This is a genomic window from Pseudomonas sp. GW823-FHT06B06 (assembly GCF_058795195.1).
The window spans coordinates 17642-44423 of sequence record NZ_JBXAHO010000049.1 but is presented as its reverse complement, the minus strand read 5'-3'; the positions used below and the strand labels follow the sequence as shown (position 1 = coordinate 44423).

The following is a 26782-nucleotide window of genomic DNA, read 5'->3' as shown; positions in this document are numbered from 1 at the left end:
GGTCGCAGCCAATACCCCGGCGCGAGCCTGACCTGGACCAGCGTGCAGGCCAACGAACGGCTGTTCGGCGACTACGCGGGCACCTGGGGCCTGATCCGCCTGCTGGAACAAGCCCAGGTCACGCCGCTGGACGACGGCGACAGCCGTTTTCGTGTGGTGCTCAAGGCGCCCGATGGGATTGGCCTGACCTGGTATTTACGCACCGAACTGGGGGCGGGGCCGTTGGCGTTGCTGAAGTTGCGTGGCTTTAAGTTGCCGGCGCAGATCTTCCTGGCTGAAGGGGCGGCGGCAGCACAAAACGGGAGGTTTAAAAAATGACAATGCACAAATTGTTTGCCCGATGCCTTGGCGAGCGCGACTCAGGAATCTTTTTATGAGCAAGGACAATCTGACACTGCATTACTTCGACGCCGAGATGCGCTATCTGCGTGAGGCTGGCAAGGAGTTTGCCGAAGCCTTTCCAGACCGGGCGGCGCAACTGAATCTGGACAAGCAGGGCGCTCGTGACCCGTCTGTGGAACGCCTGTTCGAGGGTTTTGCCTTCCTGATGGGACGCTTGCGCGAAAAGCTTGACGATGACCTGCCGGAGCTGACCGAAGGCCTGGTCAGTCTGTTGTGGCCGCATTACCTGCGCACCATTCCGTCGCTCTCGATAGTCGAGTTGGCACCGGAGCTGGGGAAGATGAAGCGCAACGAGTTGATCGAAACTGGTTTTGAAGTGCTGTCGCAGCCCATCGGTGTGCAGCGCACCCGTTGCCGATACACCACCACCCAGGACCTGACACTGCGGCCACTCGCCCTGGAGTCTGTGCGTCTGGCCCACGAGCCGGACGGGCGTTCAGTGCTGCGCTTGCGCTTCGCCCGCGGAGCGATGAGCACCTGGAACGAGATGGACCTGAGTCGCCTGCCGCTGTACCTCAATGCCGACGCATCGCTGGCCAGTGCGCTGCACCAGGCACTGACCCTGAACGCTCAAGCCTTGTATGTACGCCTGCCTGACCAGTCGGGTCGTACTCTGCTGGACGGTTATTTTTCGCCCAAGGGGTTCGCCGATGACGATCGATTGTGGCCCAAGGGCGACAGCGCTTTCAGCGGCTATCAGCTGTTGCTTGAGTATTTCACCTTCCGCGAGAAGTTCATGTTCGTCACCCTGTGTGGACTGGAGCTTGTGCTCATCAAGCCAGGCGATCTATGGTTCGAACTGGAGGTGGTGTTACGCGAACCGTGGCCGCAAGCGTTCAACCTGAGCACCGGGCACATTCGCTTGCATGCGGTGCCGGTGATCAATGCGTTCACACTGGAGTCCGACCCGCTGGCACTGCAGCCGCTACAAACCGACTACTTGCTTCGCCCCATGCGTTTGCAGGACGGTCATACCGAAATCTATTCGGTGGATCAGGTCACTACGTCGAGTAATGGCGACCGCCAGGACTACATACCGTTCAGCAGTTTCCGCCACAAGGGCGGCATGTTGCGGGATGAGATGCCCGAGCGTTATTTCCATACCCGCTTGAAACGAGGCACCAATGGCCTGCATGACACCTGGCTGATCCTCGGCGGCGACGGATTTGACAAGGACCGGCTAGACGTGAACCAAAGCCTTTCGCTGCGCCTGACCGGCACCCATGGCCAGCTTCCGCGCAATGCGTTGCAAGGCACACTGCTCGATACGCTGGCACAAACCTCAAAGATCGGTTTGCAGGTGCGCAATCTGTGCGCACCCACATTGCCGTGTTACCCGCCGAACCGCGACCGCTTCCACTGGCGAGTGCTCAGCCACCTGGGCTCAAACTTCCTGCCGATGCTCGACAATGCTGAAGTATTGCGTGGCACACTGGCGTTGTATGACTGGACGGACGACGAACTGAACCGGCGGCGCCTGGCGGCCATCGTCGAGGTCAGGCACCACCTCCTGCAGCGTTTTGAAAAAGGCTTTCTGCTGCGCGGTGTCGACATCGAAGTCACACTGGATGCCAACGGTTTTTCCGGCGAAGGTGACATCAGCCTGTTTGGCGAGATGCTCCATCGCTTCTTCGGTTTGTACGCCGATATCCACCTGTTCAACCAGCTCACGCTGATCCTTCAACCTTCTGGAAAATGTCTGCGATGGCCCGAGAATCACAGTCAACGTATTCCCGGCTGAACGCTCGGGCTCTCTTCCAAAGAGGGGTTTGCCAGCCACAGATTTCGGTCGTTCCAGATAGACCGCGAGAATCAGCTACCCTCTATGAAACCATTGTCATCCGCGAAGCTCGAAACAAACGGGTGCAGTTACCGGGGCGCAGAGCGAGTCGATGCCGTTTCTAGAAGATAACCACGGGTGTGCCGGCTGGAACGGCGAAATGGCCGGGCGCATTCGTGCGTTCGACTGGAGCCGGACTGAGCTTGGGAGCCTGGAGAACTGGTCCAGGAGCCTGTGCAGCGCGGTACAGCTGATGCTCGCCTCGCCGCTGCCGATGGTGATGCTCTGGGGCCGGGCCGGCTACATGATCTACAACGACGCCTATTCGATATTTGCCGGCGGGCGCCATCCCTACCTGCTGGGTTGCGCGGTGGAGCTGGGTTGGCCGGAAGTCGCCGACTTCAACCGGCATGTGGTCGACACCTGCCTGGCGGGGGGGACCTTGTCCTACCGTAACAAACAGCTGGTGTTGCTGCGCGACGGCGTGCCCGAAGACGTCTGGCTGGACCTTTACTACAGCCCGGTTGCCGATGATGACGGGCATCCTGCCGGCGTTATGGCGATGGTGGTCGACACCACCGAATTCGTGATTTCCGAACGTCTGCGCCAGGCAGCGGAAAATGCCTACCGCGCCGACAACGAGCGGGTACGCCTGGCACTCAATGCCGGAGCCTTGCTCGGCTCATTCGTCTGGGATCTCAAGGCCAATACCCTCAGCGGCGATGAACGCTTCGCCCGCACGTTTTCCTTTCCCCCAGGGCAAAGCCTGGACAATTTGCCCCAGGACCTCGCACAAGCCCATATCCATCCCGATGATCGCAGTTGGGTTGAGGAACAAGTCAGGCAATCGATACAGACCGGTGTGCCGTATAACGCCGAGTACCGGGTGCTACGTCCCGACGGCAGCTACCTGTGGGTGCTCGCCAGCGGCTGCTGCGAATTCGATGAGCAGGGCCAGGCCTTTCGTTTCCCCGGCGTGTTGATCGACATCCACGAACGCAAATCCGCGGAAGAGTCCTTGCTCAGGTTTACCCGCAACCTGGAGCAGCGCGTGGCCGACGAAGTCGAAGCGCGACTGGCGGCAGAAGAGCAACTGCGCCAGTCACAGAAGCTAGAGGCAATCGGCGGCCTGACCGGCGGCGTGGCCCACGACTTCAATAATCTGCTGCAAGTGATTGCCGGAAATCTGCACTTGCTCGCCCGTCATGAACCGGACAATGCCAACGTGCAGCGCCGGGTCAATGCGTCCATTGCCGCGGTTGAGCGCGGCGCAAAACTGTCCTCGCAGTTGCTCGCGTTTGCCCGGCGCCAGCCCTTGTCTCCGGCGGTTTGCACGGCGCAGCAGATTTTCGATGGCCTGGGTGAACTGTTGCAGCGTGCGCTGGGGGAAACCATCCATGTTCACATGAGCACCCCCGTTGACCCCTGGTCGGTCTTCGTCGATCGCAACCAGCTGGAAAACGCCATCCTCAACCTGATGATCAATGCCCGTGATGCCATGGAGGGCGAGGGCACGATTGAACTCAGCGCCGAGAATATCACTCTCGACCGCGGGTTCTGCCTGGGCAAGGGCATCGTTGCCGGTGACTACGTGCGGGTCACGGTTGCGGACAGTGGCCTGGGCATGTCGCCGCAAGTGCTTGGGCAGGCGTTCGAGCCGTTTTTCACCACCAAGCCCGATGGCCATGGCACAGGACTGGGCTTGAGCATGGTGTTCGGTTTCGTCAAGCAGAGTGGCGGACATATCGAGATGGCCAGCGTCGTTGGGCAGGGCACCCGGGTGCAGATGTATTTTGCGCGCAACCTGCGCTCGATGGACAGTGAACTACCCAGTGCCGATGTGCTGCAACGGGGCGCGAACGAGCGGATCCTGGTGGTCGAGGACAATGAGGCAGTGCGCGTTTCAACCGTGGAGCTGCTGCGCGAAGAGGGCTATCAGGTGCTCACCGCCGCCAATGCCGACGCGGCCATGCAGATGTTGCTGGAGGGGGCGGCGGTGGACTTGATCTTCACCGACGTGGTCATGCCCGGGCTGATAAAAAGCTCGGATCTGGCGGCATGGGCCAAGGTACAGAATCCCCCGGTGGCGGTGTTGTTCACCTCGGGCCACACCCGTGACATTATCTCTCGCAATCATCAGCTGAGCCCGGATACCCATTTGCTGAGCAAGCCCTATGGGCCGCAAGCGCTGACCCGGACGATTCGTACCGTACTCAACGGCTAAACATTTCTTCACTGTAGGAGCTGCCGCAGGCTGCGATCTTTTGATCTTGCTTACAAAAATCAAAGTCAAAAGATCGCAGCCTTCGGCAGCTCCTACATGTGTATCGCGACCTTCTTGACTCAAGGCTACCCCATGACCGACAAGCGCATCCCAAACCCTCCCTCCGGCATGGTCAGGGTGCGCGGCGCCCGGGAGCACAACCTCAAGAACGTCGATGTCGACATTCCCCGCGATGCCCTGGTGGTGTTCACCGGGGTGTCCGGTTCAGGAAAGTCGTCCCTGGCGTTTTCGACGTTGTACGCCGAAGCACAGCGCCGCTATTTCGAATCCGTGGCGCCTTATGCGCGACGCTTGATCGATCAGGTGGGCGTGCCGGATGTCGATTCCATCGAAGGCTTGCCGCCCGCGGTGGCCTTGCAGCAACAACGGGGCACGCCGAGCACGCGTTCCTCGGTGGGCAGCGTGACGACTTTGTCGAGCCTGATCCGCATGCTGTATTCGCGCGCCGGCAGTTACCCGGCGGGCCAGCCGATGCTCTACGCCGAAGACTTTTCCCCGAACACGCCACAGGGCGCGTGTCCGCAATGCCATGGCCTGGGCCGGGTGTACGAGGTCACCGAGGCGTTGATGGTCCCGGACCCGAGCCTGACCATACGCCAGCGTGCCGTCGCCTCCTGGCCGATGGCCTGGCAAGGCCAGAATCTGCGCGACATCCTCGTGACCCTGGGCTACGACGTCGATGTGCCCTGGCGCGACCTGCCGAAAAAGCAGCGTGACTGGATTCTGTTCACCGAAGAAACCCCGACGGTGCCGGTCTACGCCGGGCTCACCCCGCAGGAAACCCGGGTCGCCCTCAAGCGCAAGATGGAGCCGAGTTACCAGGGCACCTTCACCGGCGCACGGCGCTATATCCTGCACACCTTCACCCATTCGCAAAGTGCGCTGATGAAGAAGCGCGTCTCGCGCTTCATGCTCGGCAGTCCTTGCCCGCTGTGCGAGGGCAAGCGCCTCAAGCACGAAGCCTTGTCGGTGACCTTCGCCGGCTACGACATCGGTGAGCTGTCGCAGATGCCACTGCTGCAAGTCGCCGAAGTTCTAAAGCCGGTGGCAGCCCGGCATTACCTCGAAGAGGGCGATGAGGCGGGAGAGGTATTGACTCACCTGCAGACCCGTCAGGCCCGCGAACAGCGTGTAGCCCACGGCGCCAGTGGTCACGCCAACGCCCCCGATGTGCGCCACACGCCGAATCTCTCGGTGGAAAAACGCCTCGCCGCGCAACGCATCGCCCAGGACTTGCTGGAACGGGTCAGCACCTTGATCGACCTGGGACTCGGTTACCTGGCCCTGGAGCGCAGTACGCCGACGCTGTCGTCCGGCGAGTTGCAACGCCTGCGCCTGGCGACGCAACTGGGCTCGCAGTTGTTCGGCGTGATCTACGTACTGGACGAACCCTCGGCCGGTTTGCACCCGGCCGATGGTGAGGCGCTGTTCGAAGCCTTGCAACGCTTGAAGGCGGCGGGCAATACCTTGTTCGTGGTCGAGCATGACCTGGAAACCATGCGCCGCGCCGACTGGTTGATTGATGTTGGCCCGGCGGCGGGCGAGCATGGCGGGCGGGTGCTGTACAGCGGTGCACCGGCGGGATTGGCAGAAGTGAGGGATTCGCAGACTCGCGCCTACCTGTTTGCCGAGCACGTCAGCCAACCCCGTCGCGCGCGCAAGGCCAGCGACTGGCTGCGCCTGGAAGGCATCACGCGTAACAACCTGGACAACCTCAATGTTGAGTTTCCGTTGGGCTGTTTTACGGCGGTGACCGGTGTGTCGGGTTCGGGTAAGTCCAGCCTGGTCAGCCAGGCATTGCTGGAACTGGTCGGCGCGCAACTCGGGCGCCCCGGCGTCGACAGTGAACCGCTGGAGGAACTGAGCCTGGAAGACGATGCACCGACCGTCGTTGGCGGGCAGGTCACGGCGGGGCTGGCGTCGATCAAGCGGCTGGTGCAGGTCGATCAGAAGCCCATTGGCCGCACACCGCGCTCCAACCTCGCGACCTATACCGGGCTGTTCGACAATGTGCGCAAGCTTTATGCGGCAACGCCCGAAGCGCAGGCGGCAGGCTACGACGCGGGGCAGTTTTCCTTCAACGTTGCCAAGGGCCGCTGCCCGACTTGTGAGGGGGAAGGTTTTGTCAGCGTCGAATTATTGTTCATGCCCAGCGTCTACGCACCCTGTCCGACCTGCCACGGCGCGCGCTACAACCCCGAGACGCTGGCGATCACCTGGCAGGGCCGGACCATCGCCCAGGTGCTGCAATTGACCGTGGACCAGGCCGTCGAGGTGTTCGCCGAACAAGCGGCGGTGCGCCGTTCCCTGGAGGTGCTGCGCGATATCGGCCTGGGTTACCTGCGCCTTGGCCAACCGGCAACCGAGTTGTCCGGAGGCGAAGCCCAGCGCATCAAGCTGGCTACGGAACTGCAGCGCAACCCCCGCGGGGCGACGCTCTACGTGCTCGACGAACCGACCACTGGCCTGCACCCACGTGACGTCGATCGCTTGTTGGAGCAATTGAACAACCTCGTGACGGCGGGGCACACGGTGATCGTCGTCGAACATGAAATGCGCGTGGTGGCGCAGAGTGACTGGGTGATCGATATCGGACCCGGGGCCGGGGATCAGGGTGGCAAGGTTGTGGTGGCGGGTGAGCCGCAGAAAGTGGCCAAGAGCAGAAAGAGCCGGACGGCGCCGTTTCTTGCCAGGGTCCTTGGTGAGGCTTGAGCCAATGTCGTTCTTGCGGGCCTCTTCGCGAGCAGGCTCGCACAGGGGATCCAGGTACACCCGTAACAGTCAGGTCGGCTTTAAGGCCGCCTCGCTTTGCTGTTGATCTGGGGCGCCCCGTTAACCACGCTGGCCGAACGCAGGCATTGCCCATCGCGGCGACAATGGATATGTACTCCGACAGCAAATTTCACACAGGGCTTCCTGTGACGCCCCGCATCACCGTCGTGCACGGCTCAAGTCATGCGTCGACAGCGGAACGCGGAGCGTCCCTGGCGGCATTCCCACGCAGAGCGTGGGAACGATCAATCGTCGGAACGCCGCCCGGAGCAGGCTCGCTCCCACAGGGGATCCAGGTGCACCCGTCATCCACAATGGATCTATGGCGTTCGCAATTCCAATGTGGGAGCAGGTCGGCTCCGGGCGGCGTTCCGACGAATCTATCAGGCGCTGTCGAGGGTGCGTCGTACCTTGTCCAGCAGTTCATTGATCTGGAATGGCTTGATCAGCATTTCCATACCGTCGCCGAGAAACACCTGGCGGTTGATCGCGGTTTCGGCATAGCCGGTCATGAAGAGGATCGGCAGATGTTCGCGCCACCCCCGCGCAATATCGGCAAGCTCGCGGCCGCTCATGCGCGGCAGGCCGACATCGGTCAGCAACAGGTCGATGGATTCGTCGTTCTGCAGGCGTTCGAGGGCGCCTTCGATGTCGCCCACCTGGGTGCAACGGTAGCCGGCATCCACCAGCACTTCGGCAACGAACATGCGCACTGACGGCATGTCTTCGACGATCAGCACGTGCTCTCCGCCACCCTGGGCGGGCGTCGCCGTGGGTTCGACGGTGACGGCGCTGGGGTCGGCGCTGGCCGGCAACATGATGGTGACTTCGGTACCGCGCCGCGCCACGCTGCGGATGTGCGCATCGCCGCCCGACTGGCGGGCGAATCCGTAGATGGTCGATAACCCGAGCCCGGTGCCCTGGCCCAGGGGCTTGGTGGTGAAGAATGGGTCAAACACTTTATCGATGACGTTGTGTTCGATGCCGGTGCCGTCGTCGCGCACCGACAGGGCGACATAGGCGCCATCGGCCAGGTTGGGGTCACCGTGGGAATAGGCGGCATAGGTGTTGACCCAGATATTGCCACCCTGGGGCAGGGCATCGCGGGCATTGATCACCAGATTGAGCACCGCGCTTTCCAGTTGAATCGGATCGACCAGCGCAATGGCCGGCTTGCTCGTCAGTTCAAGCTTGAGGGCAATGCGTTCGCCAATAGTGCGTACCAGCAATTCCTCGAGGGAGCGGATGTGCTCGTTGATGTCCACGGGCCGGGTATCGAGTGGTTGCTGACGGGCGAAGGCGAGCAGGCGGTGGGTCAGGGAGGCGGCACTCATGGCCGAGTTCAACGCCGCTTCGGCATAGAAGGACACCTTGTCGGTGCGGGACTCGGCGACACGTTTCTGGATCAGTTCCAGGCTGGTGATGATGCCGGTGAGCAGGTTGTTGAAATCGTGGGCAATACCGCCGGTCAGCTTGCCCAGCGCGTCCATTTTCTGCACCTGCAACAGCTGGGCTTCGGTGCGCGCGCGCTCGGCGACTTCGTTGGCCAGTTGTGTCGTGGCATCGTCCAGGCGCGCCAGGTGCGAGCGTTCACGGTGACGGTGCTCGGTGACATCCTCGACGAACACCAGGCTCAGTGCCGGCGTGCGATAGGGTGAAATCTGCCACTCGGTTTCGCGAATTTCGCCCTGCACCCGCATGCTCAAGGTGCCTTTCCAGCGCTCGCCATACGCCAGGCGCAGGCGCAGTTCCTCGATGACCGCGCACTGGTCGTCGGCGAAACACTGGCGCAGGGTATCCGGGTCGAGGTTGTCCTGGATCAGTTGGGCAAACGCATGGTTGCATTCGTGAACCTTGAGTTGTGCATCCAGCACGGCGATGGGGGCCGACACGTTGACGAAAATCTCGCGAAAGCGTGCCTCGCTTTCACGCAGGGCATTCTCGGTTTCGCGCACCCGCAGCAAGGTGCGCAGGGTCGCCAGCAATACATCCGGGTCCACCGGGTGGATCAGGTAAGCGTCGGCTCCGGCGTCGAGGCCGGTGATGATATCGCCGGTCTGGATCGACGCCGCGGACACATGAATCACCGGGAGCAGGGCGGTGGCAGGTTCCGATCGCAGTTTGCGCACGATGTCGAAGCCACTCATGTCCGGCAGGTTGACGTCGAGGATCAGGGCATCGATCGTCACGCTGGCGATCAACTCCAGGCCTTCACTGCCGGTGCCGGACTCCAGCACTTCATAACCGTGACGCTCCAGGCGCCGACGCAAGGCGTAGCGCGTGGCAACGTTGTCATCGACGATCAGCAAGCGCAGGTCACGTTTCATCGGCAGGCTCCATGGCGATGGCCAGCGGGATGATCACGAAAAAGGTCGAACCCACACCGGGTGTGCTCTGTACCCCGACTTCGCCGCCCAGCAACATCGCGAAGCGTTTGCACAGCGACAACCCGAGCCCGGTGCCACGCAGGCGTTTTTGCAGTGGGGAGTCGACTTGCGAGAAGTCTTCGAATAATGCGCCATGCAGTTCGTGAGCGATACCGATTCCGCTGTCGCTGACGGCGAAACGTACGTAGTCGCGGTTTTCCAGTTGCGCCGAGACCCGGATCTCTCCACGGGTGGTGAACTTCAACGAATTGGCAATGAAATTGCGCAGGATCTGCGCGAGCTTCTTGTCGTCGGTGTACAGGCGGGGCAGGCCCACAGGCTCCTCGAAGATCAGGTCAACGGCGGTGGTATCGACAATCGGGCGAAACATGCCACGCAGGGCGGCGAACAGGTCCAACATATCGAACCAAGCCGGTGAAATGGTGATGCGCCCGGCTTCGATCTTCGCCAGGTCGAGCAGGTCATCGACCATGTCGCTCAGCTCTCGCGCGGCGTTACTGACGAAGGCCACCTGCTTGTGCTGCTCGCTGCTCAAGGGCCCGTCGAGCTCATCGGTCAGCAGGCTGGCGATGCTCAGGATCGACCCCAGTGGCGTGCGAAACTCATGGCTCATGTAGGACAGGAAGCGGCTTTTGAGGTCCGAGGCCTGGCGCAGCTGTTCGGCCTGGGTATCGAGTTCTGCGTACAGCGCCAGGACGCCCTGGTTGGTTTCATCCAGCTCGGCGCGCAGGGCAACGGCTTCACCCTGCAAGCGCTCGATCAGTGCAGCTTGTTCGTCGATTTGACTCATGGGCGTTTCAGCCATGGGCTGCCTCCAGGGCTATGACCAGTACGGTGACATCGTCTCGTCCACGACAGAAATCGCGGTGCAGGATGGCGGCAATCACGGCAGGATGGCGGTGCACCAGGCCGGGGTAGTCCGCAAGGTTCCAGCGCGACTGCAGGCCATCGCTGTACATGATCAGCAGTTGTCCGCTCACCTGAGCATAGTCAAAGGGCTGCGCCTTTCGAAACTGCCCGCCGACGATGCCGGGATGGGAGGCCAGGCCGCGGGATTGACCCGGTGCGACCAGGCAGGCGCCGATATTGCCGATGCCGACGAATTTCAATGCATCGCTGCCAGCGTCGAACTGGGCAATGGCTACCGCACCGCCACGGGTGCCCATCATGGCTTGATGAATGTCATCCAGCACCCGCAGCGGCGAGTCGAATGGCAGCATTGCGTAGGCTTTCTCGCCAGCACGGGCGGCGCGTTCGGCTTCTTCACCATGCCCCAAACCATCGATCACCAGGGCACTGATGCGCGGTCCGTCAAATGCCAGGTGCCAGGTATCACCGCAAGCGGGATCCTGGTGCAACGAATGCTGGCTGATACCGATGCGTCGGTCCGCGGCCTTGTCCGTTCGGGGATACAACCGTGTGAGCAGCACGGCACCCCGTGAATCGGCATAGACATCGAACACTTCAGCCTGCCGTGACACAGTACCCAAGCCGATGCCCTGGGTGCCGCCGGTGGAAAAACCGTCGGCCAGGCAGGCGTGCAAATCGAAGCCCTGTGCGCGGTCGATGGCGAGCATCTCGATACCGGCGCCGCTGGCACGGGGAATGACCCTGAGGTGCAATTCGCCACGGCTGGCGTGCTTGAGAATGTTGCTGGCAAGCTCGGTAGCGACCAGCGCTCCCCGCCCCGCATCCGTGGCGTCGAAGCCGTGTTCCTGCGCGAGATTCTGTGCGGTGCGTCGTGCGTGGCCGATCTGGCTGTTGTCCTCGATGACCAGCACTTGGGTCATCGAGCCGCCGATGTTCATGTCCATCGGGTAATCGTTACGCGAGTACCCTTTCCCGGCGCAGTATCGAGTTCGAATTCATTGACCAGCCGCTTGGCACCGGTCAGGCCCAGGCCCAGGCCGGAACCTGAGGTCCAGCCATCGGTCATTGCCAGTTTGACGTCGGGGATTCCCGGCCCCTCGTCACGGAATACCAGCCGCAGGCCGGTACGCGGGCTTTCATCGAGGATTTGCCAGTCCATGTCGCCTCCACCGCCGTACACCATGGTGTTGCGCGCCAGCTCGCTGACCGCGGTCACCAGCTTGGTCAGGTCGATCAGGCGCATGCCGCAATCCTGGGCGAGTTTGCGCGCCAGTTGCCGAGCCAGGACGACGTCCTGCTCGATGTGAATCGGATGAGTGCCGCTGCTGCGCACAGTCATTGGTTGCGTACTCGTTCGTGAAGCAGTTTCATCCCGCGCTCGACATTCAGCGCGGTACTGACACCAGGCAGGGTCAGTCCAAGCTCCACCAGGGTAATGGCCACGGCTGGCTGCATGCCGACCAGCACGGTCTCGGCATCCATGATTTTCGACAGCCCGGAGATGGTCCCGATCATCCGGCCAATGAATGAGTCCACCATGTCCAGGGCGGAGATATCGATCAGCACGCCGCGCGCGGACGTCTTGCTGATGCGTTCGGACAGGTCGTCTTGCAGCGTCAGCGCCAGCTGGTCATGCATGTCCACCTGGATGGTCACCAGCAGGAAGCCACCCATTTGCAGTATCGGAATGCGCTCCATGGGCTCAGTCCGCCTTGTTGACGGAGAGTCCCAGCCGGGTCAGGGCCAGTTTCAGGGCATCAGCCAGGTTGGCCTTGGTCACCACGCCTTGCAGGTCCAGCCCCAGGTGCACGATGGTCTGGGCAATCTGTGGGCGAACGCCGCTGATGATGCAGTCGGCTCCCATCAGGCGAATCGCGGTGACGGTCTTGAGCAAGTGCTGGGCGACCAGGGTGTCGACAGTCGGCACGCCGGTGATATCGATGATGGCGATTTCCGAACCGGTGTCGACGATCCGCTGCAGCAGCGATTCCATCACCACTTGGGTACGTTGCGAGTCCAGCGTGCCGATCATCGGCAGGGCCAGGACGCCGTCCCAGAGCTTGACCACCGGGGTCGACAACTCCAGCAGTTCTTCCTGTTGGCGCTTGATCACGGCTTCGCGGGACTTCTGGAACGTGCGAATGGTGTGCATGCCCAGGGCGTCAAGCAATTCGGAAATTTCCCAGAGTTGCTCGGCCAACAAAGCCGGGCTGTCCTGGTAATGATTCTGCAGCAGGGCAAAAAGCGGACCCTTGAGCGAGAAGATAAAGCTGGCGGTCTGATGCGAATCCTGGCCGAGCAGCGCACGGCTATGGGAGAGCTTGTCGAGGAACTGGCGAATTTCATCCCAGCCGACTGTTGCGATGTTCTGGTCATTGCCGTTTTGCAGACCCGAAATCACCAGTTGCAGGAATTCCGCTGTCTGCTGTTGCAGATCCTTCTCTTTGAGGTTACGCGTGGCGCCACTGGCCTCCAGGCTATTTTTCCATTCGGCGAGCAGTTGTGCCTGGTTGTTCTTCATCGCATCGAGAGTGCTGGTTTGCAGTGCCGCCATGGAACGTGTCTCCTTGAGTGTTGCGCCCGATTCCCAGAAAAAATGAACGACGCAAAAGCAATGACATTTAGCGAATGAAATAGTTGTGCGCGTTCGACAGCAATTTTCATTCGCTTATACATGCACTGTAGGAGCTGGCGCAGCCTGCGATCTTTTTTTTTGCATCGACACCGCTGGCGATGAGGCCTGGCGCAAATAAAAAGACCGCATCGACCGATGCGGTCTTTTTATTTGATCAGGGCTATTTGTCTGGATGGGCAGCCTGAAGTTTTTTCGCCATATCCAGGTGTTTTTCCAGCCCCGGCAACATTTTTTGCGCAAAACCCTTGAGTTCCGTTGCGCCTTTGGTCCTGTCGTCGGTCACGGTGTTGGCTTGTTTCTTAAATAACTCGATGGTGTCTTCATGCGCCTTGACCTGGTTGTTGGCATAGGCCGAATCAAAAGACTCGTCACGCATATCGAGGATCTTTTCCTTGGCCTGCTTCACCAGTGTCGTGTTGTCCGGCACTTCAATGTCATTCTTTTTCGCAATGGCCACCAGCTCATCGTTGGCCTTGGAATGGTCGGTGATCATCATATTGGCGAAGGCTTTGACATCGGCTGACTGGCTTTTTTCCAGGGCCAACCGACTGGTTTCGATTTCGGCGATGCCGCCCGCGGCGGCCTTGTCGACAAAGTCATTATCGGTTGCCGCGAAGGCCGCGCCCATGCTGGTGCTCAAGGCGACGGCCAAGGTGAGATGGCGCAGGTTAAATCCTTCCATTGGTTCTTCTCCACACAGTTTTCATGGGTGATCGAATTGATCGTTATAGTGTGGAGGTCGCGCAGGGGGCGAAGGTTTTATCGCATTTGCGACAGGACGACGAACGGGCACCGCTGGTCTGACAGATGGTCGACAGAACAGGTCAACCAAGGCCATTCTGATAGTTGGCGAACGCAATCAATCGCGTTTGCTACCGATTAACAAACGGAGGTGTTCCATGCCGGTGCCCCACGACCTTTTTCAGGATTTGCATTGCACGAAGGAAGAAATCCAGCAGAAACGCACCAAGGACCCGTTACTGGATTCACTGATCAACAAATACTCGCTGGCGGATGCCGAAGTGGTAAAGGCAGAGGAAGCCAAATCCAGTGATGATGCAGTGACGAGGCTCAAGGCGAAGCGTTTGGAGGTCAAGGACAAGATCGTCAAACAGCTCCAGTCGTCCTCCTGATGCATGTGGTGAGCCACCGACAGTCGGTGGCTGAATAATTGGAACGGCGATATTAACCGGCACCTCGAATGTTCAAAGCCCGATGACGTGGCTACAGGCGAGGTGCCCCATGGCTGATCCAAGATTTCCCAGCGAAGAACAAGGGGGCTACGACCCCATTCCGACCCATCCCGAACCCCTGAGCCCCGGTCGCACTGCCGGCAACCCGGAGGATGAACCGGGCATTGATGAATTGCCGAATAACGAGGGTGCCATCCCCATGGATCAGGATGACGGCACCGACATCGATCGGGAACGGGTGCGTGAAGAAACTGATAATGCGGTGCGCGATGGCGAATCCGATCCGCGGTAGTCAAATTCACGACAAACCCTGTGGGAGCGAGCCTGCTCGCGAAGAGGGCCTGACAGTCGACATCGATGTTGTATGCGCTGCAGTCTTCGCGAGCAGGCTCGCTCCCACCGGTTTAGCCTTTTATTGCAGCGCCGTACTCAGCGGCAATCGCACCAGGTTTTTCGCTCTCAACGAGCCAAAATACAACCAGTCCCCGTACTCGCGCGCGGTGGTTATCGGCGAATAATTGCCGCTACTGCCATCCTGCAGGTTGGCGATCACCTTGCCATCAAGGTCAAGGCCCAACACAAAGGCGCGTTTTTCCACCGGCTTGGGCAGGACAGTCATTGCCCGGGCGATCATCTTGCGCACAAATGGGTATGGCGCAGTTTTGTCGAGCAAGGCGTTGCGTGGCGTATACAGCGCCACCCAGAAACGGTCGCGGCCGTTGAAGGCCAGGTTGTCGGGCAATCCCGGCAGGTTGTCGATGAACAGGTCATGGGTGCCGGCTTTCGACCCGCTCAACCAGTAGCGGCTAATGCGATACGCGCCGGTTTCGTTGACCAGCACGAAGGCATCGTCCGGACCCAGGGTGACGCCATTGGCAAACTCAAGCTTGTCCAGCAGCATCGTGGTCTTGCCGGTCTGGAAGTCATATCGCAGCAAGCGTCCGTCGCCGCCATGTTCGATGATTGCATCAAGGTCCTCGCCGTAGCCGAACCGGCGGGAGGCGTCGCTGAAGTAGGCATAGTGCCCGGGTTTATCGATGACCACGTCGTCGGTGAACCCCAACGGCACACCGTCGGCGCTGGTGGTCAAGGCCACCAGGCGACCCTGGGCGTCCAGTGACAGCAAGCCTTTGACGGCGTCGGCGATTACCAGCAACCCATTGGGGTGGCGGGCCAACCCCAGGGGCCGGCCGCCAGTATCGGTCAACACCTTGGTGTCCTGGCCGTCCAGGCTGGTGCGAATGACCCGGCCATCATGCAACCCGGTGATCAGTGCATTATTTTCCAGGAGCAGCGCTTCGGGGCCATCGATGTCCGCGGCGCCGACGCGTACCACGCCCTTGAGGCGCTGGTTGTCCGCGTACGGGCCGCTGCTGAGGGACGGCGCGGCTTCTGGGCTCCAGGCTACGGGCTGCACTTTGGTCGGCATCAATAGCAGGAAAGCGCCGAGGGCGATGATCAGCAGCAGTAACCCATGGTGAAACCTTATCGGTCGGCTCACGCACGGACTCCTGACAGGGCCAGGTATTTTTGCGCGGTGTCGCGAAGCGCTTGCATGGACGCCGCCGATTCGCGATCGATCCGCCGCTTGAGCAGCAATTGGTTGGCCATTCGCATCGCCAGGCCACTGAACCGGTATTCCAGCGTGCGCACGAACCGCGTGCCACTACCTTCGGCCGCGCATTCGTAAGTCAGCAGCAACGACAGGCCATTATCGCCATGGGCCCGGGCAATCCAGCGGCGTCCAGGCAGATACTCATCGACTACCCAACTCAAGTGCCCGTCACGCCCACCGGCGCGGATGTCCTCCTCGAACCGCGCGCCAGCATGCAAAGGCCCCTTCGGGCCGTTGATCTGCAGGGACGATGGATGCCACTGCGGCCAACGGGTCACCGTGCTGGCATAGGCGAGCACGGCAACGGGATTACCGGCGATGTCGATCTGATGCTGCATGCGGGTCATGGGCGTTCTCTTGAGGTCCTCGATGGCCGGTTCCGGTTCCGGCTCCCAGTAGAGGGTGCCGAACAGGTAATCCATCAACGGAAAAACGATGTTGAAATTACGTTGCTGCATCATCTCGCGACGGTGATGCAATTCATGCAGGCGACGCATCTGGCGGATCCACGGCAGACGCGTAATCCGGTTGTGCGGCGGCAGGTGTTCACACGCATGGAACACTTCATAGATCAGGTACCCCAGGACCAGGCAGCCGCCCACCAGCCCGGCGACGTTGACGTCCAAGGGCTTGAGCAGCCACCACAGGGGCAGGGCGATCAGCAGCGTGTGCAACACGATCAGCCAGGCCGGGAACAGGATGACGCGCCAGTCGCGAGCGTTGTCATACGTCATTTTGCCGGGGGCGAAAAAGCTGTGGTGGTCGCCGGCATGTCGGGCATAGAACATCCGCGCGAAGTTTTTTTTGTGATGGCCAAGGTGACGATGCACCATGTACACAATGAAACTGAACAACCACAGGGACACCGGCACCGCCAGCCATTCAAGGGGCTGTACCTGGTGCACGGTGCTCCAGAAAACACCGATCGCCACCAGGCCGAACATCAGCACGAAGGTGCCATGCAGCCAAGGGTTATAGCGGGGATGGATGTCACAACGGTAACGGGCGCGAAATGCTTCGGTGGTCTGCCTCACTGCAATCACCTGTCGTTATTGTTATCTCCAGCAGATTAGTCGATCCCGCGGTTTTGGTTGGTAGCTGCCCCTGTATTTTTGCTGGCGTGTCCACGATCCCATTGTGGGAGCCAGCCTGCTGGCGATGAGCGCCCGGACAACGCGATCATCCAGACAGGGCGCGTTATCATTGACATCCATCGCCAGCAGGCTGGCTTCCACAGGAGATTGGGGGGTATTTGCAAAAGTCAGGGCGCAATCAGCTCAGCGGGTTCCAGCGTTGTGACCAGTCGTCATCGCTGCTGATCACCTCGCGCAGCAGATCGAAAGCTCGCTGTAGAGCTGCCGAATCGCGGTCGCGTGAGTACACCAGGTAGGTCGGATAGCTGAACTCCGGGGCCTTGGGCACGGGCTCGAGCATGCCGTTTTCCAGGTAGCTCTGGACCACCCGCGTGCGGAAGTAGCCGCTACCGCCGTGTTCGAGGATGTACTGCAAACCCAGCGGGCCAAGATTGAAACTGAGCGCCGCCTTGGCTCTTTCCGGCAGGGCGGCATCGTGCTGGCGCCTGAAGTGCTGGCCCCAGTCGATGTACACGTAGGGTTCGGGGCGTTCGGGGTGGCGCACGAGGATGAGTTTTTCTTCGAGGATCTGTTCGACTTGCAGGCGTGGCCAGTATTCGGGCTGATAAACCAGCGCTGCATCGAGCACCCCAAGCTCCAGTTGGCGCAGCAGGTTTTCGCCGTCGCGGATTTCCATGCGCAGCGCATGGCCGGGAATCCTGTCGCGCAATACGCCGGCCCAGCTGAGCATCAACGGGTTGCACAGGCTGACCTCGCCACCGATGTGCAGCACGTCGTGGAACCCCTCGGGCAAGGGCAAATCCCGGCGTGCGGCTTCCCAGGTTTCCACCAGTTGATTGGCATAGATCACGAAAGCCTCGCCATTGGGCGTCAGGCGGGCACCGGCACGGTTGCGCACGAACAGCGTGCTGCCCAGGTGACTTTCCAGCTTCTGTACCCGCGCGGTAATCGCGGTCTGGGTGACGTGGAGTTTCTCGGCGGCCGCGGCAAGGCTGCCGTGGCGGACGATTTCCAGGAAGGTGCGGGCGAGATCGATGTCCATGGGGCGGCCGGTGCGGGAGATGTTCGCATTGTAGGGCCTTAAATCAAAAGATCGCAGCCTGCGGAAACTCCTACAGAGAACGCGTTCCCCTGTGAGCTGCCGAAGGCTGCGATCTTTTCAACTTAAAACGCGAAGCACGAACAGCCAAACGCCCCCCAGAACCCGCGAAAGTCACTCACTGGAGCATTCGATAAACGCGCCCGTTCGTGACTGTGCGCATGCACCGCGCAAGCCCCGACGCATTGATGAACCTGAGTCGTCAGCGGTGCCGATGGCTTCCAGTGGCCGGGCACCTTCGCCACGGGCGACCACTCCGGCACCACGGGGATGGGCGGGGGGCCGAGTTTTTCGAACTCGTTACTGGCGTAGACAACCTTGCCATCGACAAGGGTCAGCACCGATTCGATACCCTTGATGTCTTCGGTTTCCATGTGGAAATAGTCGGCCGACAGCGCGATCAGGTCAGCCAGTTGCCCAACCTTGATCTGGCCCTTCTTGCCTTGCTCGGACGAAAACCAGGCGCTGCCGTGGGTAAATAGCTCCAGCGCGGTGTCACGGCTCAAGCCTTGTGGATACAGCGCCAGGCCGCCGACAGTACGACCGCTGACCAGCCAGTACAGTGAAGTCCACGGGTTGTAGCTCGACACCCGCGTCGCATCCGTGCCCGCGCCTACCGGTACGCCCTCGGCCAGCATGCGTGCAATGGGCGGGGTGTGCTCGGCAGCCTTGGCGCCATAGCGGTCGACGAAGTACTCACCCTGGAAGGCCATGCGATCCTGGATGGCGATGCCGCCGCCCAGTGCTTTGACCCGCTCGATGTTCTGTGGGGTGATGGTTTCGGCATGGTCGAAAAACCACGGCAAGCCGTCGAACGGAACGTCGCGGTTGACCTTCTCGAATACATCGAGCATGCGGCTGATGGATTCGTTGTAGGTGGCATGCAGGCGAAACGGCCAGCGTTGTTCCACCAGGTGGCGTACCACCGGTTCCAGGTCTTGCTCCATGGAAGCGGGCAGGTCCGGGCGCGGTTCAAGAAAATCTTCGAAGTCCGCCGCCGAGAACACCAGCATTTCCCCGGCACCGTTGTGCCGCAGGAAATCGTCGCCCTGGCCGTAGCGCGAGGTGCTGGTCCAGTTCTTGAAATCGGTCAGCTCTTCCTTGGGTTTCTGGGTGAACAGGTTGTAGGCGATGCGCACGGTCAGTTGCTGATCCTTGGCCAGTTGCTGGAGGACCTGATAGTCGTCCGGGTAGTTCTGATAGCCACCGCCGGCGTCGATCGCGCTGGTGACACCCAGGCGATTGAGTTCGCGCATGAATTGCCGGGTGGAGTTGACCTGATACTCCAGCGGCAGTTTCGGCCCCTTGGCCAGGGTTGAATACAGAATCATGGCGTTGGGCCGGGCGATCAACATACCGGTGGGGTCGCCGTTGGCATCGCGCTGGATTTCACCGCCCGGCGGGTTCGGCGTATCGCGGGTATAGCCCACCACTTTCAGCGCGGCGCGATTGAGCAGCGCACGGTCGTACAGGTGCAGGACGAACACCGGTGTGTCGGGCGCGGCCTTGTTCAGTTCGTCGAGCGTGGGCAGGCGCTTTTCGGCGAACTGGAATTCGTTCCAGCCACCGACCACCCGTACCCACTGCGGCGTGGGTGTGCGGTCGGCCTGATCCTTGAGCATGCGCAGGGCATCGACCAGCGACGGCACGCCTTCCCAGCGCAGCTCAAGGTTGTAGTTGAGTCCGCCCCGGATCAAGTGCAGGTGCGAGTCATTGAGGCCCGGAATCACCGTACGCCCGTGCAAATCGATGACTTGCGTGCCAGGGCCTTGCAGGGCCATGGCCTGGGCGTCGCTGCCAACCACCACGAAGCGCCCGTCCTTGATTGCGACGGCACTGGCCTGGGGTTTCTTGCGATCGACGGTGTGCAGGCGTCCGTTGTAGAGAATGAGGTCGGCGGGGGTGTCTGGCATGGTTTTACTCCCTGCGAACAGCGGGCTGATCCAGGCACCGAGGGCGCCTGCGGACAGGCCTTGGAGTACATGGCGGCGGTTGACGCCGTTGTGATCCTCAGGTGGGCTCATGTCAGTGCTCCGCGCAACGTGAGTTGAGGGTAAACGCTTACGGCAGCCGCATGCGGCCAGATGGAATATAGACGGCAAATCCGCAGGTAGCCGTTTTCAGGCGCGCAAAACGACGAATCCCGCCACAAGGGGCGGGATTCGTTTGCAGCCAGGGACGCTTGCGCAAGTCGCAAGCGGCTCGCTTAGGCCGGGAACAGCTCGGACAGTTTCATCGCCAGCATCATGTCGCCTTCAGCGCGCAGCTTGCCGCCCATGAACGCTTGCATGCCGTCGGTTTCGCCGCTGACGATGCCTTGCAGGGTTTCGCCGTCCATCACCAGGGTCACCTGGGCGTCCGGGTTTTCGCCTTCCAGCAATTCACAGGTGCTGTCCTTGACGACCAGCGAAAAGTTCTTGGTGTCGTCGATGCGGAAACCGAAGACCAGGTCCAGACCGGCAGCAGCGGCTGGGTTGAACTTGGCTTTCATTGCTTGTACGGCATCAGCTACGGAGGTCATGGTTTGATCCTTTTTTTGGTAATAAGAGCTGGGTGATTACAGCCAGGGTCACAATAGTCCGGACTCAGCGAAACGTGATGAGTTCCGGGGCCTTCAACAGCTGCAGGTGTGCATGACTGTTGAAGGAAGCCAGGGCCACTTCGCGACCACGGAATTTCAGGTGGTTGAGCGAGGTGTTAACGATTTGCCAGTTCAATTCAAAAGCCTGTTTGGCAGGCATTTGCGTAATGAGGTGGAGCAGGGCGGTGATGGTGCCGCCAGAGGTGAATACGGCGATTTTCTGGGTGTTGTCGGCTTGTTCGAGGATACGCTGCAAGCCGGCCTGCACGCGTTCGACAAAGCCCAGCCAACTTTCCAGGCCCGGCGTGTCGTAGGTGCCGGTGAGCCAGCGTTCGATGATCAGGGCAAAGATACGCTGGAACTCGCCACGGTTCTGTGCGGCGTTGCGCAGGATGTCCAGCGCTTGCGGCTCGTCCGCCAGCATGGCAGGCAACAGCGCGCGGATCACCGCGTCGGCGTCGAATTCATTGAACGCGCTATCGGTCTCCAGGATCGGCACCGGCAGGCCCACCGCGGCGTATTGTTCAAGCGCGCTATTGGCCGTATGTTGCTGGCGGCGCAGGTCGCCCGACAGGCACCGATCGAAGCTGATCCCGAGTTCGGCCAGGTGCCGACCGAGGATTTCTGCCTGGCGGATACCGGTGGGCGACAGGACGTCATAGTCGTCTGCACCAAAGGAGGCCTGGCCATGTCGAATCAAATAGATACTGCCCACGTCCGCGTCATCCCGGTACGTTGAAGGTTTGGCGAGGTTATGGGGATGACGGTGAGCTGTCAATGAAAAAACATACGCTTGTTTGAAATGCTCGTTACAGGCCTGTTGCCAGAGGTTTCACGGCTGGTAGCAGGAGCGGCGCATGGGTATGCTGGTGGTATCCCGCGCGCTTGCATGCCGCGCAACGTTTAAGGAGTCCCCGTGGAGTTTTTGTCCGAGTACGCCGTTTTCCTGGCCAAGACCGTGACCCTGGTGATCGCCATCCTGGTGGTGCTGGCCAGCTTTGCGGCCTTGCGCAGCAAAGGTCGACGTAAATCAGCCGGCCAGTTGCAAGTCAGCAAACTCAATGATTTCTACAAAGGGTTGCGCGAACGCCTGGAGCAAACCTTGCTCGACAAGGACCAGCTCAAGGCCTTGCGCAAGACCCAGGCCAAGACCGAGAAAAAACAGAAGAAACAACCCGACGCCAAGCCCCGGGTATTCGTGCTGGACTTCAACGGCGACATCAAGGCCTCCGCCACTGAAAGCCTGCGACACGAAATCACCGCGCTGCTGACCCTGGCAACGCCCAAGGACGAAGTGGTACTGCGCCTGGAAAGCGGTGGCGGCATGGTCCACAGCTATGGCCTGGCCTCCTCGCAACTGGCGCGCATCCGTGATGCTGGCGTGCCGCTGACGGTGTGCATCGACAAGGTCGCGGCCAGCGGCGGCTACATGATGGCCTGCATCGGCGAGAAGATCATCAGCGCGCCGTTTGCCATCCTGGGCTCGATTGGCGTGGTGGCGCAGTTGCCCAACGTCAATCGCCTGCTGAAGAAACACGACATCGATTTCGAAGTCCTGACCGCCGGTGAATACAAGCGAACCTTGACCGTGTTTGGCGAGAATACCGAGAAGGGCCGGGAAAAATTCCAGGAAGACCTGGACATCACCCATCAGTTGTTCAAGAACTTCGTTGCCCGCTATCGCCCGCAACTGGCTATCGACGAAGTGGCTACCGGCGAAATCTGGCTCGGTATTGCCGCGCTGGACAAGCAACTGGTCGATGAACTCAAGACCAGCGACGAATACCTCGCTGAACGGGCGAAAAAATCGGAGCTTTACCACTTGCACTACGCCGAACGCAAAAGCCTGCCGGAACGAATTGGCATCGCGGCCAGCGGTTCGGTTGATCGCGTGTTGTTGAGTTGGTGGAGCCGGTTGACCCAGCAACGCTTCTGGTAACGTTCAACGCTTTTAAACCAATGAAGCCGTGGTAATCGCCACGGTTTCATTTTTTTTGGCCTTCAGAACGCTTTCCGTCCCCAAGCAGCGAAATTTCCTATCGCCACTGTCAATCGCTCCCGCTTTTTTGGGGGAGTGGGTCGAGTAGGGTGGTGGTCCTGAAATGACTGCAACGGAATGCACCATGAATGAACTATCTCAAGATGATGCCGGCCTATCCCCGGTGTCGTCCCTGCAACTGCGGGATGAACTGAAAAATGTCGTGGACATCGCGCTGCCGCAATCCCCCAGCCAGTTTGGCGAGCGCTTGATCAAGGATAAGTGGGGGGCGGACGTCGACCCGCAGACGACCTTGCTGGTGACGCTTGATTACCATTACCAAGGTCACCCTGCTCAGGACGGTATCGAGCAGGGACAAGTGGCGAGCTCGCAATCATTGCTGCAAGCGCTTCTGGCCAATGACCAGATCGTTGGTGATGGACGTTTTGCTGAAACGGCCTTCGGTCTGTACACACCACCGGACATCGGGCCTTGCGTGCGGATTGTCGAGCACGTCGATGAATTCGCCAATCATGGCAGCGGCAATCATCAGACGTACGAAGGCATTTATCGCCCAACGGTTCCACAAACCTATGGCCCGCTGACCCAGATCGACTTGAGGCCGGCGGATTTCAAGCGATGGGTATGGGAACTGGACCTGCGGGAACGCTATAAAACCTATCTTGATCACGCCTGGCCGTCGGACCAAGTGCTCGCGGCTGCCAGTCCTTACCCCTTGAGAACGTCGACCAAAGCGGCATTCGTCATGGCGGCGTGGTTGCAGCGTAAGGAACAGCGCTTGAGCGAAAAGGGCCTTGCCCTGGCGATGCAGGCAGCCGGTTTGCCAGCGGATCAGTCCTGGGAAACCCTGGTGATCGAACAGCTGCAAGCACCCACCCGGATGCCGCTGAAAGTCACGGCGAGCCGCCTGAAGCTTTATCGCTATACCGCGTCCGATATTTGGATGTTTCGCGAGGCAGCCAGTGATCGGCTGCTGATGTACCTCCCGGGTAATTCCTCGCCGCTGCATGAGTTCACCAACGTTTCGCAGTTGCACCAATGGGTGGTGAGACAGGGCAGCGCCAACGACACGAAACAGGCCTTGGCGTCTCACTTCAGTGAGGTTGATCGCCAGGATGGCACTTTCCATGCGGGCGTGCTGACCGCGATGGACGGCATGGCGATGTACCCGAAAGCGCATCGGCTGACCAACAATGCCGGTTTCTTCAACAACGATGGTTATTGGGATCCGGCCGACTACATCGGCTTTGACGATCAGCCTCCAGCCACCGATCCGTTCGCACAGCTTGTGCTGGGGATGAAGCAGGCTGCGCGGGACAGTGCCGCCACCATTCGTGACGACGCACAGGTCAATCGCGACAATCTGAGTGCCGTGGTCGAACCGATTGTCCAATGGGTCAACCAGTTTGGTCCGCTGGCGGTATTTGTACCCGGCGGCGAGGGGGGGGTGTTGGCCCTTGCAGGACTCATCGACGCCGGTTATGGCCTGGATCAGGCCATCAACGGAGATACACCCGACAAGCGTTCGCAAGGTATCACCCGCACGGTATTCGGCGTGCTCAATGCGCTGCCGCTGATTGCAGAGGCGGGGTCGATCAGCCACGAAGGGGCTGGGGAGACGGGCGTGGCCAAGGCACTGGAAGGCAGTGGCGCACCGTCGAAACCTTCTGAGGCGGCGTCGGAATTGTCATTGCCGGCGCGTACCGAGCTCCTGCGTGGCGTGGGTGTCCCAGCAGGTACATTCAGTGACGAAGTGCTGGCACAGATTGGCAGGGTCAGCGCAATCGACGATGACATGCTGCGCCTGATGCAGGCAGGGCGTGCGCCGACTCCGTTACTGGCCGATACCATCGCGCGCTTCAGGATCGATCAGGAAGTAGCAGGGCTGGCTGACTCACCTGCCGCACGTGCCGAGTTGTTCAATCATCGCTATCAGGCACTGCAAAAGACAGAGAACGAATGGGTGCGGTTGTTTCAACGGCAATATCCCGATTTACCCAAAGGCGCCGTGGAACAGATGCTTGATCGTTACGGCGTCGATCTCAAGGCATTGCCGGATATTTCCGAAGCGAAACGGTTGTTCAGCCAGTTGGACAGCAAGGCTCGCCAATACCAGCAACATGTACGTCTCAATCGTGCCTATGAAGGTCTGTATCTGCGCTCGATCGTCAATGGCGAGTCGGATAGCCTGGCCTTGCACTCATTGAAGAACGTGCCTGGTTGGCCTGCGGGAATACGAATTGAAGTCCGCGAAGGTTCGATCGGTGGTCGACTCCTCGATCGTAGTGGGCCACTGGACACAAACGATTTGCGAACAGTGATCAAGTCCGGCGAACGCTATCTTCACAATGACTTGTCCATTCAGCCGGCCATGGCGCCAGATTTATATGAGGCTGTTGTCGAGATTCTGTCCGCGGACGAGTGTTCAGCATTGGGGCTGACGTCCAAAAGCCCAGCGGCTCAATTGAGGCTCAAGGTCAACGACCGGCTGTTATCCCGTTCAGAATTGGCGCTTGGCCTTGCCAGAATGGACTCGAAGCTTTCCTTCGAGCCGCAGGGCTTAAGAGGGGGAGCATTTCCGGATACTGTTCAAAATGCCGAGTTGATTCATCATGCGATGAGATTGCAGCTTAAGGAGATCTACCCGGAATTTTCCAATGAAGACGCTGATTTAATGTTGCAGCGGCTTGGTAGCGATTGCCAGGCTCATATCGACAGCACAAAACTGCAACTGCAGCAGCTGCATGTGGACATGGATACGTGGTTTCTTCAGGTCTCGGTTGATGTCTACGATACGGATATCCCTTTCTTGCGAGCCGAGGATCCTGAGGCTGAGGGAATGACAGTCCGGGAAATCACATTACATAATTTCGATTTACTGCAAACTACGATGTCGAGCGAGCTCACAATCAGGCAGGAACTGGCTGATGAATTGGTTGCAATCTTTCAAAAGCGCGATCCTCACGAAAGTAGCCACTATTCAGGGAGTCATGACCAAGGTTTCAGCATGAACATGCGTAATGAAGACTTTCATCGATTGCCAGCGCTCAATGTGCGATTCAATGATGTCGTCGAATTGGATCTTCAACACTTTCACTTGATTGAAAGGGAAACGCTTAACGGGTACATCGAGCGCTTTCCCAACTTACGGGTGTTGAACCTGCAAGATACCGACCTGCGATTACTCTCCCTTGATGGCCAAATGGAGAGCGTTCTGCCCCCGGTGATTCCTCAGTTGCAGCACCTCACTTCTCTGAACTTGCAGTCCACTCAACTGACGTTTAGTGAAAATACGGCAGGGCAACTGAGTCAGTTGGTGAACCTGCAATCGCTGGATCTGAGCGACAATCCATTGGGCATCCCTCCGATCGTGTTGGGAATGAACCAGTTGCGAACTCTTAATTTGAGCAATACCCGCATTACGAGCTGCCCGATCGGGATCGGGGATCAGCCATACCTGACAAGCCTGGATCTAAGCGAGAACCAGATTCGGCGTGTCCCGCAGGCAGTGCTAAATCAAGCGATCGCCCCGGACAGGGTGTTGCTGTGGAATAACCCGTTGACCGATGAGGACACATTGCAAAGGCTGGTCACCCATCGTCAGCAAACGGGCATCAACCTGTGGTTGAATGCGCCAGGTCCTGAGTATGCGGGTCCTGCGGCCTGGCTGACCGGTATGGAGGCGGGGCAGCAAGGTCCAAGGCTTCAGGTCTGGAATAGTGTGGCGCTCAAGACTCGCGGCAGGAGGCTGCTAGGGACCATGAGTACATTGACCCTGACTCCGGATTTCGTAGTCAATTATCCGGAACTTCAGGCAAGGGTATGGCAGTTGCTATCGCAAGCGGATGCTTCAGATGAATTGTGGGGGCGATTGACCCTCAATCCTCCGATGCCGGAAGGCGCCTTCAATAACCCGTTCGCGGTATTCACCGTATTGGAAAACCGTGCAAGGCTCCATGCGAACTGGGTGGCGATGGGGGAGCCGTTTCCGGTCGGTGAAGATTAACCATGGCAGGAGCTAACTTGTTCATGAAGGTGTGTACTTGCCACCGATTTACAGCAAAGGGAGTA

At 59.9% G+C, this 26782-nt stretch carries 21 protein-coding genes; 8 read left to right on the top strand and 13 right to left on the bottom strand.

From position 1 onward, the window contains the following. The 4 genes from AC1Q8Q_RS28900 to AC1Q8Q_RS28885 form a co-directional block, all read left to right on the top strand. Window positions 1-318, top strand: a 318-nt coding sequence (locus tag AC1Q8Q_RS28900) for a type VI secretion IcmF C-terminal domain-containing protein (protein ID WP_492615812.1), incomplete at its 5' end; no start/stop codon positions are given. A 55-nt stretch (window positions 319-373) separates the two neighbouring features. Beyond that, window positions 374-2143, top strand: a complete 1770-nt coding sequence (gene tssF / locus AC1Q8Q_RS28895; protein WP_033041244.1) for a type VI secretion system baseplate subunit TssF — start codon at window positions 374-376, stop codon at window positions 2141-2143. A 151-nt stretch (window positions 2144-2294) separates the two neighbouring features. After that, the gene (locus AC1Q8Q_RS28890; protein ID WP_080725303.1) at window positions 2295-4406 is read left to right on the top strand and encodes a hybrid sensor histidine kinase/response regulator; all 2112 of its coding nucleotides are present in this window, start codon (window positions 2295-2297) and stop codon (window positions 4404-4406) included. 132 nt (window positions 4407-4538) lie between these two features. Further along, window positions 4539-7178, top strand: coding sequence for an excinuclease ABC subunit UvrA (locus AC1Q8Q_RS28885; RefSeq protein WP_083349229.1), 2640 nt, complete (start codon window positions 4539-4541; stop codon window positions 7176-7178). Window positions 7179-7621: 443 nt separating this feature from the next. On the opposite strand, the gene AC1Q8Q_RS28880 is transcribed toward AC1Q8Q_RS28885, so the two are convergent. The 7 genes from AC1Q8Q_RS28880 to AC1Q8Q_RS28850 all read right to left on the bottom strand — a co-directional run bounded on the left by AC1Q8Q_RS28880 (window position 7622) and on the right by AC1Q8Q_RS28850 (window position 13812). Further along, window positions 7622-9565: a response regulator gene (locus AC1Q8Q_RS28880; protein ID WP_168758278.1), complete on the bottom strand. Its 1944-nt coding sequence runs from the start codon at window positions 9563-9565 to the stop codon at window positions 7622-7624. Beyond that, window positions 9555-10430, bottom strand: a complete 876-nt coding sequence (locus AC1Q8Q_RS28875) for a sensor histidine kinase (protein WP_168758277.1) — start codon at window positions 10428-10430, stop codon at window positions 9555-9557. The genes AC1Q8Q_RS28880 and AC1Q8Q_RS28875 overlap by 11 nt, the downstream gene beginning before the upstream one ends. Beyond that, the gene (locus tag AC1Q8Q_RS28870; RefSeq protein WP_492615814.1) at window positions 10423-11433 is read right to left on the bottom strand and encodes an ATP-binding protein; all 1011 of its coding nucleotides are present in this window, start codon (window positions 11431-11433) and stop codon (window positions 10423-10425) included. The genes AC1Q8Q_RS28875 and AC1Q8Q_RS28870 overlap by 8 nt, the downstream gene beginning before the upstream one ends. Then, the gene (locus AC1Q8Q_RS28865) at window positions 11430-11834 is read right to left on the bottom strand and encodes an anti-sigma regulatory factor (RefSeq protein ID WP_033040509.1); all 405 of its coding nucleotides are present in this window, start codon (window positions 11832-11834) and stop codon (window positions 11430-11432) included. The genes AC1Q8Q_RS28870 and AC1Q8Q_RS28865 overlap by 4 nt, the downstream gene beginning before the upstream one ends. Beyond that, complete coding sequence (locus AC1Q8Q_RS28860) at window positions 11831-12193, bottom strand: STAS domain-containing protein (RefSeq protein ID WP_033040507.1); 363 nt, start codon at window positions 12191-12193, stop codon at window positions 11831-11833. Before AC1Q8Q_RS28860 ends, AC1Q8Q_RS28865 begins: the two co-directional genes overlap by 4 nt. Before the next feature lie 4 nt (window positions 12194-12197). After that, window positions 12198-13049 (bottom strand): STAS domain-containing protein, encoded by an 852-nt coding sequence (locus tag AC1Q8Q_RS28855; protein WP_033040504.1) that lies wholly within the window; start codon window positions 13047-13049, stop codon window positions 12198-12200. Window positions 13050-13290: 241 nt separating this feature from the next. After that, the gene (locus tag AC1Q8Q_RS28850; protein WP_020799161.1) at window positions 13291-13812 is read right to left on the bottom strand and encodes a DUF4142 domain-containing protein; all 522 of its coding nucleotides are present in this window, start codon (window positions 13810-13812) and stop codon (window positions 13291-13293) included. A gap of 217 nt (window positions 13813-14029) precedes the next feature. Here AC1Q8Q_RS28850 and AC1Q8Q_RS28845 point away from each other — a divergent pair, with 217 nt between their 5' ends. Then, window positions 14030-14263 (top strand): DUF465 domain-containing protein, encoded by a 234-nt coding sequence (locus AC1Q8Q_RS28845; RefSeq protein WP_033044393.1) that lies wholly within the window; start codon window positions 14030-14032, stop codon window positions 14261-14263. Between the two features lie 109 nt (window positions 14264-14372). After that, window positions 14373-14615: a hypothetical protein gene (locus AC1Q8Q_RS28840; protein ID WP_020799159.1), complete on the top strand. Its 243-nt coding sequence runs from the start codon at window positions 14373-14375 to the stop codon at window positions 14613-14615. Window positions 14616-14735: 120 nt separating this feature from the next. Here AC1Q8Q_RS28840 and AC1Q8Q_RS28835 read toward each other — a convergent pair whose 3' ends face one another. The 6 genes from AC1Q8Q_RS28835 to AC1Q8Q_RS28810 all read right to left on the bottom strand — a co-directional run bounded on the left by AC1Q8Q_RS28835 (window position 14736) and on the right by AC1Q8Q_RS28810 (window position 21427). After that, window positions 14736-15824, bottom strand: coding sequence for an SMP-30/gluconolactonase/LRE family protein (locus AC1Q8Q_RS28835; protein WP_168758274.1), 1089 nt, complete (start codon window positions 15822-15824; stop codon window positions 14736-14738). Further along, window positions 15821-16972 (bottom strand): sterol desaturase/SRPBCC family protein, encoded by a 1152-nt coding sequence (locus AC1Q8Q_RS28830; protein WP_492615811.1) that lies wholly within the window; start codon window positions 16970-16972, stop codon window positions 15821-15823. The genes AC1Q8Q_RS28835 and AC1Q8Q_RS28830 overlap by 4 nt, the downstream gene beginning before the upstream one ends. A gap of 238 nt (window positions 16973-17210) precedes the next feature. Next, the gene (locus AC1Q8Q_RS28825) at window positions 17211-18074 is read right to left on the bottom strand and encodes a LysR family transcriptional regulator (protein ID WP_020799155.1); all 864 of its coding nucleotides are present in this window, start codon (window positions 18072-18074) and stop codon (window positions 17211-17213) included. Between the two features lie 122 nt (window positions 18075-18196). After that, on the bottom strand, window positions 18197-20044 hold the full coding sequence (locus AC1Q8Q_RS28820; protein ID WP_492615813.1) for an amidohydrolase: 1848 nt from the start codon (window positions 20042-20044) through the stop codon (window positions 18197-18199). 293 nt (window positions 20045-20337) lie between these two features. After that, on the bottom strand, window positions 20338-20652 hold the full coding sequence (locus AC1Q8Q_RS28815) for an SCP2 sterol-binding domain-containing protein (RefSeq protein WP_008059234.1): 315 nt from the start codon (window positions 20650-20652) through the stop codon (window positions 20338-20340). Between the two features lie 64 nt (window positions 20653-20716). Beyond that, window positions 20717-21427, bottom strand: a complete 711-nt coding sequence (locus AC1Q8Q_RS28810; RefSeq protein ID WP_033040234.1) for a histidine phosphatase family protein — start codon at window positions 21425-21427, stop codon at window positions 20717-20719. 201 nt (window positions 21428-21628) lie between these two features. Between AC1Q8Q_RS28810 and sohB the strand changes: the two genes are divergently transcribed. Beyond that, on the top strand, window positions 21629-22651 hold the full coding sequence (gene sohB / locus AC1Q8Q_RS28805) for a protease SohB (RefSeq protein WP_020799152.1): 1023 nt from the start codon (window positions 21629-21631) through the stop codon (window positions 22649-22651). 184 nt (window positions 22652-22835) lie between these two features. Next, window positions 22836-26717, top strand: coding sequence for a dermonecrotic toxin domain-containing protein (locus AC1Q8Q_RS28800; protein WP_492615810.1), 3882 nt, complete (start codon window positions 22836-22838; stop codon window positions 26715-26717). Window positions 26718-26782 lie beyond the last annotated feature (65 nt).